Annotated in this window: 8 protein-coding genes; 3 read left to right on the forward strand and 5 right to left on the reverse strand. The window is 66.8% G+C overall.

What is annotated here, in order from left to right; all coding sequences use genetic code 11:
* Window positions 1-129: 129 nt before the first annotated feature.
* From gyrA to ACFE70_RS02015, 5 genes are all read right to left on the reverse strand, one after another.
* Window positions 130-2,805: a DNA gyrase subunit A gene (gene gyrA / locus ACFE70_RS01995; protein ID WP_375416028.1), complete on the reverse strand. Its 2,676-nt coding sequence runs from the start codon at window positions 2,803-2,805 to the stop codon at window positions 130-132.
* A gap of 199 nt (window positions 2,806-3,004) precedes the next feature.
* Window positions 3,005-3,238 carry a hypothetical protein gene (locus ACFE70_RS02000; protein WP_375416029.1) on the reverse strand — a complete coding sequence of 78 codons (234 nt, stop codon included), beginning with the start codon at window positions 3,236-3,238 and terminating at the stop codon, window positions 3,005-3,007.
* A 106-nt stretch (window positions 3,239-3,344) separates the two neighbouring features.
* Window positions 3,345-4,067: an HD domain-containing protein gene (locus ACFE70_RS02005; RefSeq protein WP_375416030.1), complete on the reverse strand. Its 723-nt coding sequence runs from the start codon at window positions 4,065-4,067 to the stop codon at window positions 3,345-3,347.
* 130 nt (window positions 4,068-4,197) lie between these two features.
* Entirely contained in the window at window positions 4,198-5,457 is a 1,260-nt protein-coding gene (locus tag ACFE70_RS02010) for a hypothetical protein (protein ID WP_375416031.1), read from the reverse strand.
* 202 nt (window positions 5,458-5,659) lie between these two features.
* A complete protein-coding gene (locus ACFE70_RS02015; RefSeq protein ID WP_375416032.1) occupies window positions 5,660-6,301 on the reverse strand; it encodes a fasciclin domain-containing protein in 642 nt (213 codons plus the stop codon).
* 415 nt (window positions 6,302-6,716) lie between these two features.
* Here ACFE70_RS02015 and ACFE70_RS02020 point away from each other — a divergent pair, with 415 nt between their 5' ends.
* The 3 genes from ACFE70_RS02020 to ACFE70_RS02030 all read left to right on the forward strand — a co-directional run bounded on the left by ACFE70_RS02020 (window position 6,717) and on the right by ACFE70_RS02030 (window position 12,036).
* Window positions 6,717-7,175 carry a peptidylprolyl isomerase gene (locus ACFE70_RS02020; RefSeq protein ID WP_375416033.1) on the forward strand — a complete coding sequence of 153 codons (459 nt, stop codon included), beginning with the start codon at window positions 6,717-6,719 and terminating at the stop codon, window positions 7,173-7,175.
* A 153-nt stretch (window positions 7,176-7,328) separates the two neighbouring features.
* Entirely contained in the window at window positions 7,329-7,871 is a 543-nt protein-coding gene (locus tag ACFE70_RS02025) for an MOSC domain-containing protein (protein ID WP_375416034.1), read from the forward strand.
* A gap of 217 nt (window positions 7,872-8,088) precedes the next feature.
* The gene (locus ACFE70_RS02030) at window positions 8,089-12,036 is read left to right on the forward strand and encodes a DUF4394 domain-containing protein (protein ID WP_375416035.1); all 3,948 of its coding nucleotides are present in this window, start codon (window positions 8,089-8,091) and stop codon (window positions 12,034-12,036) included.
* The last annotated feature ends 87 nt before the right edge of the window (window positions 12,037-12,123 follow it).

Below are 12,123 nucleotides of genomic sequence, written 5' to 3' on the forward strand. Positions count from 1 at the left end.
CCCCCCCCCCCCGCCCGGCAAACCAGGCCGGGCAATGCCGGAGAGCGCCGGGCGAAAACAAAAGCGGGACGGTTAAGCAACCGTCCCGCTCCTGCTCAGTAACTTAGAAAAGCGGGCGCCGCCGCCGGATTACTCCTGCTCATCGGCCGCTTCGTCATCGTCGGCATCATCATCGTCGCCGGCCGGGTCGGCCTCATCCGGATAGGTTTCCTCGTCGTCGGCCAAAGTCAGCGGGGCAGGCGCCGTGGCCGGGTTGCGCAGGCCCTCGCCATCGGCGCTGAGCAGCGCCGACGCACTCAGGCCAGCAACCCCTACCCCCCCGGTGCCGTCGAGACCATCGAGGGCCGCGCCGTCGGCTATTTTCTCCTCGGCCGCCACTTTGGCCACCGACGAGATTTCGTCTTTCTCGCTGATTTTCAGCAGCCGCACGCCCTGCGTAGCCCGGCCCAACGTGCGCAAGTCGCTCATGCGCAGGCGGATGGTGATGCCCGACTTGTTGATAATCATCAGCTCATCGGCGTCGTTGACATCCTTGATGCTCACGAGCTGCCCGGTTTTGTCGGTCAGCTTCATGGCCCGCACGCCCTTGCCCCCGCGGTTCGTGACGCGGTACTCCTCTAGCTCACTGCGCTTGCCGAAGCCGTTTTCCGACACCACCAGCAACTCCTGCGTCGGGTCCGCCACGCACACCATGCCCACCACCCGGTCGTCGGGCCCGGCCAGGCTGATGCCCCGGACGCCAGCGGCGTTGCGGCCCATCGAGCGCACTTTCGCCTCGTTGAAGCGCACGGCGCGGCCCGCCCGCGAGGCCAGCACGACCTCGGCGCCGCCGGCCATGAGCTGCACGTCGAGCAGCCGGTCGCCCTCGTTGATGCTGATGGCGTTGATGCCCGCCGCGCGGGGCCGCGAGTAGGCTTCGAGCGGGGTTTTCTTCACCGTGCCCTGCTCGGTGCAGAACATCAGGTACGTGTTCTGCAAGTAGTCCGGGTTGCGCAGCCCGCGCACGTTGAGCACGGCCCGCACCGCGTCTTCGCGGGGCTTGTCAATCAGGTTTTGCAGCGGCGTGCCCTTGGTAGCCTTGCCGCTCTCGGGTATCTTGTGCACCTTGAGCCAGAACAAGCGGCCCTGCTCGGTGAAGATGAGCAGGTACTCGTGGGTCGTGGCCACGAACAGGTGCTCGGTGAAATCGTCGAGCTTGGAAACCGCCCCGCGGGCCCCTACCCCCCCCCGGCCCTGGGTGCGGTACTCATCGAGGCCGGTGCGCTTGATGTAGCCCTCGCGCGAAATCGTGATGACCATCGCCTCATCGGCAATCATGTCCTCATCATCAAAGTCGCCGCCGGCGTGGTTGATTTCCGTGCGCCGGGCGTCGCCGTAACGCTCCTTGATTTCCTGCAGCTCGTCGCGGATAATCTGCTTTTGCAGGGCCGGCGAGGCCAGCACCGCGTTCAGGTGGTCGATGAGCCGCATCAACTCGTCGTACTCCTGCACGATTTTGTCGCGCTCCAGGCCCGTGAGGCGCTGCAGGCGCATGTCCAGGATGGCGCGGGCCTGCACCTCGCTCAGGGCGTAGCGCTCAATCAGCTGGGCGCGGGCCACTTCGCCGTCGCGCGAGCCCCGAATCAGGGCAATCACCTCATCGAGGTGGTCGAGCGCGATGAGCAGACCTTCCAGGATGTGGGCCCGCTTCTGGGCCTCGGCCAGCTCGTAGCGCGTGCGGCGCACAATCACATCGGCGCGGTGCTCGACGAAATACTCAATCAGCTGCTTGAGATTGAGCGTCATCGGCCGGCCCTTGACCAGGCAGACGTTGTTGACGCCGAACGAGCTTTGCAGCTGGGTGCGCTTGTAGAGGTTATTAAGAACCACGGTGTTAAGCGCGTCCTTCTTCAAATCGTACACTACGCGCATCCCGTCGCGGTCCGACTCGTCGCGCATGTCGGAGATGCCCTCAATGACCTTGTCGTTGATCAGGGCCGCCGTGCGCTCAATCATGTTGGCCTTGTTCACCATGAAGGGAATCTCGGTCACCACAATCTGCTCCTTACCGGTTTTGCTGGTCTCAAAGTGGGCTTTGGCCCGCATGATAACCCGGCCCCGACCCGTCTCGAACGCCTGCCGCACGCCCTCGTAGCCGTAGATGATGCCCCCGGTGGGGAAGTCCGGGCCGGTGATGTGCTCCATCAGCTCGGCGATGGTAATCTGGTCGTTGTCGAGGTAGGCGGCGATGCCGTTGATGACCTCCGTGAGGTTGTGCGGGGCCATGTTGGTGGCCATGCCCACGGCGATGCCCGTCGTGCCGTTGACCAGCAGATTGGGAAACCGGGCCGGCATCACGCTCGGCTCTTCGAGCGAGTCGTCAAAGTTGGGCTGGAAATCCACCGTATCCTTGTCCAAATCGCCCAGCAGCTCGTCCGAAAGGCGTTTTAAGCGGGCCTCGGTGTAGCGCATGGCGGCCGGCGAGTCGCCGTCGATGGAGCCGAAGTTGCCCTGCCCGTCCACCAGCGGGTAGCGCAGGCTCCAGTCCTGGGCCATGCGCACCATCGTGTCATAGACCGAGGAGTCGCCGTGGGGGTGGTACTTGCCCAGCACCTCGCCCACGATGCGGGCCGACTTCTTGTAGCTTTTGTTGTAGCTCACGCCCAGCTCCGACATGCCGTAGAGCACGCGCCGGTGCACGGGCTTGAGGCCGTCGCGCACATCGGGTAAAGCGCGGGAAATAATAACCGACATCGAGTAGTCGATGTAGGCACCGCGCATCTCGTCTTCGATGTTAATCGAAATGATTTTTTCGCCTTCCGCCATAAAGGGGTTTTCGGGGGGAGCTGAAGCAGGTTTTGCCCTACCCGGCCCCCGGTGGAAAATGGGGTTTGTTAAGCCCGCAAGTTACGCCAAAAAGCCCGTAAAACCTAGCTGCCGGCCGCTTTTCGGCCCCCGGCCCTCCCCTACCCCCCTAGGTTGTTTCAAGCCCGGCCGGGCGGCGCGGCGGCCGGCCAGCCCCCGCCTAGAGCGCCTTGCTGCGGTCGTTGCCGCGGCGCTTGGTTTTGGTGTTGAGGGTCTTGATTTTCTCGCCCACGGCCGGGTTCTGCTTTTTCCACAGCGGCTGCCCGCGGTACTTGGTGCCCTCGTGCAAGTGCACCTTGCGCACGTGGCAGGCTTCGAGCGGGCAGGAGCAGCAGCCCGCCAGCAGGCTCAACAGCAGCAGGGCCCAAACGGCGAAGAGCAAACCAGAGCGCATTCTTTAGGGAGAAGTCAGGAATGGAGAATTAACCGGGAATGAAGAATTAACTGGACAAAGAACGCGCATCGAAGGCTGATAGCGCCGCAGGCGGCAAGCTTCCTCATTATTCAAAATTCTTCATTCCTGCTTGCAGCAGGTCTTCGCCCTCCCACTCGCGCAGAAACTGGGCCACGAATGCTTCCATAAAGGCGTGGCGCTCCTCGGCCACGCGGCGGGCGGCGGACGTGTGCAGGCGCTCCCGGAGGTGGAGCAGCTTCTCGTAGAAGTGGTTCAGGGTCGGGGCGGTGTTCTGCTTATAGGCCGCGAACGTGGCGTGGGCAATGGGCGCCACCGTGGGGTCATGCAGCAGGCGGCCCTTGTGGCCGCCGTAGGCAAAGGCCCGCGCCACGCCAATGGCCCCGATGGCGTCGAGCCGGTCGGCATCCTGTACGAGCTGGCCTTCGAGGCTGCTCATGGGGGTAGGAACCCCCAGACCTTTGAAGCTGATTTCGCGGATAATGCGCTCGACGTGCTGAATCAGGTCTTCCGGCGCGGACTGGCCGGCCAGCCACTGCCGGGCGGCGCGCGGGCCGGCTTCCTCGTCGCCCTGGTGAAACTTCCAGTCGGCCACGTCGTGCAGGAGCGCGCCCAGTTCCACGACCAGCGCATCGGTGCCGGGCGTCTGAGCGGCCAGCGCCCGGCTTACCTGCCACACCCGCCGGATGTGGGCCCAGTCGTGGCCGCTGCCCTCGTGGGCAAACTTGTCGGCAATAAAGGCCGCAGTCTGGGTAATGAGCGCCGGCGCCGGGTCAGCCGCCGCAGCAATCGGAAGAGGTAAAAGACTCATTGACAATAGGTTTTCTCAAATGAATAACTTATCCAAATGAGTAATACGCTCGATTAGCCGACAGGTCGGGCTCTCGGCCTTGTGGCCGCGAAGTTAATGCCGGGCCGGCGGCAGAAGGCTAAGCAGAAGGCTAAATAACCGGGGCCCGCTCAAAGGGCCGCTCGCGGTCAAACAGGTAGCGGTAGGTGGCATGGGTGCGCCAGATGTGGCACCCAATCTGGCTGGCCACGGCCATCATCTTCGGGTTGAAGTCGCCAATCCAGTTCAGCACGAACTGCTCGTAGGTTAGCTGCCGGCCCGCCCGCTGAATCAGGCGGGCCGAGGCCACAATCAGAGCCGCCTCCACGCCGCGCCGCTGGAAGGCGGGCACCACCCCGAAGGCAATGCCAGTAGCCGTGCGCCCTACCCCCCGCCAACGGTACCAGGCGAACCGGAGCTTGCCCAGCCAGTCGAGCCGGCCATCGACGTACTTGAACAGCTCGTTCAGCTCAGGCAGGGCCACGAAAAAACCGATGGGCTGCCCCTCGTGGTAGGCAAACCAAATCAGGCGCGCGTCGAGCACCGCCCGCAGCTTGCGCAGCAGGGCCTGGGCCTGCTCGGGGCTCATCTCCTCCACCCCGTCGTGGCGAGCCCAGGCCTGATTATAGACCAGCCGGAAATCCTCGGTGTAGCGGGGCAGCTCCGCGAGCTGCAAGTGCTCGACGCGGTAGCTGGGGTTAGTAAGCAGCCGGCCGGCGATGGCGGCCAGCGCGGGCTTGAAGGGCTCGCGCATGGCGCGGAAATACGTGTATTGGTGAAAGTAGAGCTGGAAGCCGTAGCTTTCAAACAGGCGCTGGTAGTAGGGCGGGTTGTAGGTCTGGCCGTAGAGCGGGGGGCCGAAGTTATCAATCAGCAAGCCCCACCACTGGTCGCGGTCGCCGAAGTTGATGGGCCCGTCCATCGCCGCCATCCCCCGGCCTTGCAGCCACAGACGGGCCGCGTCGAAGAGCTGCGTGGCGGCGGCCTCCGAGTCAAGGCACTCGAAAAACCCTACCCCCCCCGTGGGCTGGGCAAACGTGCGGGCCGTGCGCTCGTTGACGAACGCGGCGATGCGCCCCAGCGTCTGCCCCTGCCCATCCACCAGCAGCCAACGGGCCAGCGCGCCGTGCTGGAAAAACTTGTTCCGGGCCGGGTCGAAGACGGCCGCCACGTCCTGGTCGAGCGGGCGGACGTAGTTGGCGTCGCCCTGGTAGAGGCGCACGGCAAAGGCGAGAAACTCGCGGGCGTGCGCCGGGGTCGTGACCAGGTGCAGGCTGCCCGGCGCGGACCGGCTCGCGCCGCCGGGCGCATCAGGCGAGGACGCAGCACCCGTGGGGGAGAGGTCGGAAGCGGAGGAGGAAGAAACGGCCACGGGCGCGAAGCTCAGAGATGAAGAAGCTCAGAGATGAAACAGGGCGGCGGCGGGCTACTGAGCCATACCCGCCGCCGCCGGCCGCAAAATAGCCCTGGCCGGCCGCTCCGGCGGTAGCGCTGGGCTTGACGGGCGCTTATTCCGCCGCCGCCCCGCCCCTATCCCCCGCCGGGCGGGCCACGCAAGACGCGGCGCCCCTGGCTTACCGGGCGGGCGCCGGGGGCAGCAGCACACCGTCGATGAGGTGGGTGACGCCGTTTTTGGAGATGATGTCGGGCGTTTGGACGCTGACCGGCGCGTCGGTGCCGTTGCTGATTTGTACCTGGCCGTCCTTCACCGAAACGTTTAGCTTGGCCCCGTTGAGGGTGGTGAGCTGCTGGCCGTCGCGGAAATCGGCCGCCAGCAGGCGGCTGGCAATAACGTGGTACTTAAGAGCGCCTTGCAGCTTGGCCTTGCTTTCGGGCTTGAGCAGGCCGGCCAGCGCGCCCTTGGGCAGCTTGTCGAAGGCCGCGTTGGTGGGGGCCAGCACCGTGAAGGGCCCCGTGCCGCTGAGCGCCTCGGCCAGGCCGGCGGCCTGCACGGCCTGCACCAGCGTGCGCACACTCGGGGCGGCGGCGGCATTCTCGACGATGGTTTTGTCGGCCGTCATGGCCACGCCATCGACCAGCACGCCGCCGGGCTTGGCCATGCGGGCCGAGTCGGTGGGCAGCGCGGCCGAATCGGCCACGCTCAGGGCGCCGGGCGCGCTGGCGGCGCTGGTTGCGGCGGTTTTGTTGTCGCCGCAGGCACTCAGCAGCAAGGTAGTGGCTAGGGCAGCGGCGGCGGTACGGAAGAAATGAGCCATGAAAAAAGGGTCGGAAGGGAAAAAGGTGACGAAAAATAAAGAGTTTTTGAAGGGAAGGTGATAAGGCGCGAAGTCAGCCACCGGGGGGGGTAGGAAACCAGAGTCCCGACCTGGCCCAATCAGCCGCCGGCCTCCGCCAGCTGCGCCGGGACCGGCCGCCAGGCCGCCCGCCGCGAAACAACCAGCAACTTACGCCCGCCGACGCGGCAGGGGCGGCGGCGGCGGGGCACCGGCTGCCCGCCGGGGTGTTCAACTGCCGCGCGGGGCGGCTTGTTCAGGTTGGGCCACCGGCGGGGGGGTAGGGAAGCTGGCAGCTACCTTCGTGCCGGCCGCGCGCCGCGGGCGGCGCGTGGCCGGCGCTGATTCTTTATTTTTTGTTATTTCTCCTTCTTTTCTAACAACCAATTAACAACCAATGAAAACTGCCGAAATCCACACCAACCGGGGCCTGATGAGAGTTGAGTTCTACGAGCAGGACGCCCCCAACACGGTCAAGAACTTCACTGATTTGGCCCAGAAGGGCTTCTACGACGGGCTCAAGTTTCACCGCGTCATCCCCAACTTCGTCGTGCAGGGCGGCGACCCCAACACCCGCGCCGGCGCCAAGGGCGCCCCCGGCACCGGCGGGCCGGGCTACCAAATCGACTGCGAAACCAGCGGCGGCAACCAGTATCACGACCGCGGCGTGCTCAGCATGGCCCACGCCGGCAAGAACACCGGCGGCTCGCAGTTCTTCATCGTACACTCGCGCCAGAACACGGCCCACCTCGACCGGGTGCACACCGTCTTCGGCAAAGTTGTCGAGGGCCTCGACGTAATCGACCAAATCCAGCTCAACGACGAGATTGAGAAAATTGTGGTGAGCGAAAGCTGAGCCGGCGCGGCGTAGCTCCCCCCCGAACGGTGAAAGCCCGGCTGCCGGCAGCCGGGCTTTTCTACTATTACCTTCCCGTCCCTACCCCCCCGCTCCCAGCCCAAACCCCCGGCAACTCATAACTTCTAACTCATATTTCCTAACTCCATCAGCATGGCTCTTTCCTTCGCCGGCGACCAGCGTTCCCCGATTGCGCGGCTGCTGGGCACGCTGCCCCAGGTGGGGCGCCTGGAGTGGATTGGGCGGCGGCCGGCGCGGCGCCAGCCCGTGGAAAGCCTGCGGGAGGCCGAGCTGCTCACTGATGGTCATCTCGTCGGCGACCACGCCCGGCCCCAGCCCGGCGGCCGGCGCCAGCTCACGCTGCTCCAGCACGAATACCTGCCGGTGCTGGCCGCGCTGCTGGGCCCGGGCCCGGGCGCCCCACCGCTCGACCCCGCCCGGCTGCGCCGCAACCTGGTCATCAGCGGCCTGAACCTGCTGGCGCTCAAGGACCGGCGCGTGCAGATTGGCGAGGACGTGATGCTGGCCATCACCGGCGAGTGCCACCCCTGCTCGCGCATGGAGGAGGAGCTGGGCCCCGGCGGCTACAACGCCCTGCGCGGCCACGGCGGCCTCACCGCCCGCATCGAGCGCGGCGGGCGCCTGCGCGTGGGCGATGCCGTGCGGGTGCTGGACCTGCTGCCGCCGGCCCTCTGAACAAGGCGGCGCGCGCCGGCTAAAAATAGTTAATAGTCAACTAATTTGATAATTTTGGCCGGCCGCCGCTGGCCAAACGCGCGCAACAAAAAAAACAGCCGTCCGGCCATTCGGGCGGGCGGGGAGCGGGCCCCGCCGGCGGCCGGCGCTGGGTTAACGCAGCCAGCCGATTATCTTTCCACCGCCATTCTTACTTTCCTCATTTTTCTCTTCCTCTATGCGCACACCCTTACTTGCACCAGCGGCTTCGGGCCGGGGTTTTTTAGTTGATTCCCTTGATTTTCTTGAGCTGGCGCGGGCCGCCGGCCGGCGCAGCTCCCGCCTGGCGCTGCTGGCGGGCCTGGGCCTGGGTGGGCTGGCCACCCCGCTGGCCGGGCGGGCGCAGGCGCCGGTGGTATACGGGCTGGGCACGGCCACCGCCGACGTGCCCACGGCGGGCGTATTGGCCGGGCAGCAGGGCCTCATCTTCCTTGACGTAGCCACGGGCGCGCCCATCTCGCCCACCAACACGACGTTTCCCTTCCCGACGCCCTTCCCCGGCGTATTCGTGGATGTGCCGGCCCCGCTGCCCATCACGGGCGTGGCCGCCGGGCAGACGCTGGTCGGCATGGACTACCGGCCCAACACCGGCCAGCTCTTCGCCCTGGGCTACAATGCCGCCACCAGCGAAGCCCGCCTCTACGTGCTCAACACCACGACCGGCGCGGCCACGGCCGTCGGCGCGGGGCCCATTACACTCGCGCTAGGCGACGCCACGGCCCGCATCGGCTTTGACTTCAACCCCACCGTGGACCGCATCCGGGTGGTCAGCTCCAACCGGGCCAACTTCCGCCTCAATCCCAACAACGGCGCCCTGGCCGCCACCGACGGAGCCCTGATCTATAACCCCGGCAACGCCGCCGCTACCCCCCAGGTAGCGGCCGACCCCAACGCGGCCCTGACGCCAGGCGTGGGCACCGTGGCTTACCTCAATTCCTACGCCGGTAGCACCACCACCACGCTCTACGACATCGACGAGCTAAACAACGGCATCTTCTCGATTCAGGACCCACCCAACACGGGCGTGCTTAACACCCAGGGCGCGGTGCGCGTCGACCTCAACAATGACGGCGTAGGCGAAAACCCGCTCGGCGTGGCCAAGGCCTTGGACTTGGACTTTTACTACAACCCCGCCACGGGCCTCAACGAAGGCTTCTTGCTGGAAGTGACCCAGCCCGGCGCGCGCGGCAGCAGCACCAACTTCTACACCTTCAACCTAGCCACGCGCGTGGCCACGCGCCGCCTCGACGCCAACGGCAACAACACCATTCCTGCGGGGATTCCGTTTGAAATCCGCGACGTCGCCGCCCAGGTGGCCGTCACGCCCACCGGCGGCACCGCCCAGGGCCAGCTGCTCTACGCCCTGGCCGGCGGCAACCTTGTCTCGTTTGACTCCCAGAATCCGGGCGTGCTGCTCTCGGCCGTCAACTTCGGGGGCGGCATTACCGCCGGGCAGACCGTGGTGGGGCTGGACTTCCGGCCCGCCACCGGCGAGCTGTTTGCGCTCGGCTACGACGCCGCGCCGGCCACCACGGGCAATAATGCCCAGCTTTACACCATCAACGTGAGCACGGGCACCGCCACGGCCGTGGGCGCGGCCCTGCGCCTGGAGCTAGGCGCGGCCGGCGCGGCTGTCGGCTTCGACTTTAATCCTACCGTCGACCGCATCCGGGTGACGAGTGCCAGCAACCAGGCCAACTACCGCCTCAACCCCGCGGATGGCGCAGCCATCACCGACGGGACGCTGACCAACCCCGACAACGGTACCGCGCCGGCCCTCGCGGGCGTGGCCTACACCAACAACGACAACGACGCCAACACCGGCACGGTGCTCTACGGCTACGACCAAGCCGCTAACGCCCTGGTGCGGGCCACGCTGGCCGCCGACGCCCCGGCCGGCACCAACGCCGCCAACGCCGGCACCTACCGCAACGTGGGCAGCGGCACCGGCCTGACGGTGAGCGCGGCGGGCGTGGACTTCGACATTGCCACCAACCTGGGCGCGACGCCCAACACCAATGCCGCCTTTCTGGTGGCGGCCCCCACCGGCACCACGGCCGACCAGCTCTACACCGTCGATTTGGCGGCCGGCACGGTCAGCAGCGTGGGCCGCATCGGCCTGGGCGGCAACCTCACGGCCGTGGCCGCCTTCCTCACGCCCGGCCCGGTGGTGCCGCTCCTGCCGACTGCCCTGACCTGGAACGGCTCGGTTTCCGCGGCCTGGAACGTGGCCGCCAACTGGACGCCCAACCGGGTGCCTACGGCCACCGACGACGTCGTGATTCCGGGCACCCCGGCCAACCAGCCCACCGTCAGCACCACCCAGCCCGCCCGCGCCGTTACACTGGGCGCGGGGGCGAAACTCACGCTGACCAGCACTAGTACGCTCAATGTGGCGGGCGATTTTATCAACAATGGGGGAGAAATCAGGAACCTTATTACTGGACTAGGTGCCGCCGCCTACGGCGGGTTAATTGCTCTGACCGGCACGACCCCGCAAACCATCGGCGGCAGCGCGGCCACGAACTTCTTCAACCTGAGCATTGGTCCCAACGGCGCGACCCTGCGCGCACCGGCGGCCGTGGTCCGACTCCTGAGCCTGAATGGTAACCTGACCACCACTGGCCAGGGCCTGACCCTGCTCTCGCTGGCCAGCGAACAGGGCCAGGTAGTAAACAACCCTGGCATCATTATCGGCGCCGTGACCGTGCAACGTGCCATCGAGGGCAGCCTTAATAGCCAGAACATCGGCTACCGCCACTACGCGCCGCCGGTGAGCGGCACGGCGGTGTCGGATTTGAACTCGGCTTCCGGCAGTGGCTTCACGGCCGTGCTCAATCAGGGCTACAACACCTCGGCCACGCCCCGCGCCACCCAGCCCTTCCCCAACGTGTTCGGCTACGACCAGAGCCTGCTTGAGGGCAGCCCCGCCACCGACGCCCGGTTCACCTTCGACAAGGGCTTCTTCGTGCCCGCCGACGGCTTCGCGGCCGGCGACGCGCGCGCGGGCCTGCAGCCGGGCCGCGGCTATTCCGTCAACATCGCCGACGATGTGACCGTGGACTTCGTGGGCCCGCTCAACAACGGCACTATCACCGTGGGCGGCCTCGGCCGCAGCGCCGCCGACCAGGCCGGCTACCACCTGCTGGGCAATCCCTACCCCTCGGCTCTGGACTGGAACACGGTCAGCGGCAGCCAGATAGAGCCGGCGCTCTACGTATTCAAGAGCACGGGCCAGTACACGGGCACTTACGCTACCTACAACAACGGCGTGGGCATTAACGGCGGCACCAACGTGCTGCCCGTGGCCCAGGGCTTCTTCGTGCGGGCGGCAGCCGGCGCCAGCAATGGCAGCGTCACGTTCGAGAACGCCGACCGCCTCACCACCTACGACCCTACCCCCTTCCAGCGCGGCAGCGCCGAGGAGCGCCCCAGCCTGACGCTGGCCCTGCGCACGGCCGCCGGCCGCGGCGAGCAGACCGCCATCTACTTCGAGCCGGGCGCCACGGCCGCCTACGACGCCCGGTTTGACGCCCAGCACCTGGCCGGCCCCGGCGCCCCGCTCAGCCTGGCTTCGGCCGGGGGCCTGAGCATCAACGCCCTACCCCCCCTTACCGGCGCCGACGTGCTCGTGCCCCTGAGCCTGAGCGCCACCGCTCCCGGCCGCTACACGCTGGCCGTCGACGCGCTGCAAAACCTGCCCGCCGGCTACCACGCCTACCTGCGCGACGCCCTCACCGGCCAGGCCACCGGCCTCACGGCCCAGACCCGCGTGCCGCTGAGCCTGGACGCCGCCGCCCCGGCCACCGGCCGCTACGCCGTGCTCTTCAGCACCCAGGCGCAGGTCCTGGCCACGGCCCCGGCGGCCCTGGCCCAGCTGGCCGGCGTTTACCCCAACCCGGCCCGCGGCGCGGCTTCGCTCCTGCTGCCGGCCGCGCTGCGCGGCCGGCAGCCCACGCCGGTGCAAGTGGTCAACAGCCTGGGCCAGGTCGTGCTGCGCCGCACGCTGGCCGCCGGCCCCAACGGTCTGCTGGAGCTGCCGCTCACCGGCCTGGCCGCCGGCATCTACACCGTGCGCGCCCAAACGGCCGTGGGTCAGGTCGTGAAGCGCCTGACGGTGGAGTAAGACTGGGGTTGATTGGTAGTGATTAATGAAAAAACCTTCGGCGGTAATGGCCGGAGGTTTTTTTGTAAAAATCAACTTTGTAAAAAT

The organism is uncultured Hymenobacter sp., assembly GCF_964243305.1.
Classification (GTDB): Bacteria; Bacteroidota; Bacteroidia; order Cytophagales; family Hymenobacteraceae; genus Hymenobacter.

Excerpts from the sequence above, each read along its gene's own strand:
- gyrA (WP_375416028.1), bottom strand. The coding sequence starts at position 2,805 with ATGGCGGAAGGCGAAAAAATCATTTCGATTAACATCGAAGACGAGATG.
- ACFE70_RS02000 (WP_375416029.1), bottom strand. The coding sequence starts at position 3,238 with ATGCGCTCTGGTTTGCTCTTCGCCGTTTGGGCCCTGCTGCTGTTGAGC.
- ACFE70_RS02005 (WP_375416030.1), bottom strand. The coding sequence starts at position 4,067 with ATGAGTCTTTTACCTCTTCCGATTGCTGCGGCGGCTGACCCGGCGCCG.
- ACFE70_RS02015 (WP_375416032.1), bottom strand. The coding sequence starts at position 6,301 with ATGGCTCATTTCTTCCGTACCGCCGCCGCTGCCCTAGCCACTACCTTG.
- ACFE70_RS02020 (WP_375416033.1), top strand. The coding sequence starts at position 6,717 with ATGAAAACTGCCGAAATCCACACCAACCGGGGCCTGATGAGAGTTGAG.
- ACFE70_RS02025 (WP_375416034.1), top strand. The coding sequence starts at position 7,329 with ATGGCTCTTTCCTTCGCCGGCGACCAGCGTTCCCCGATTGCGCGGCTG.
- ACFE70_RS02030 (WP_375416035.1), top strand. The coding sequence starts at position 8,089 with ATGCGCACACCCTTACTTGCACCAGCGGCTTCGGGCCGGGGTTTTTTA.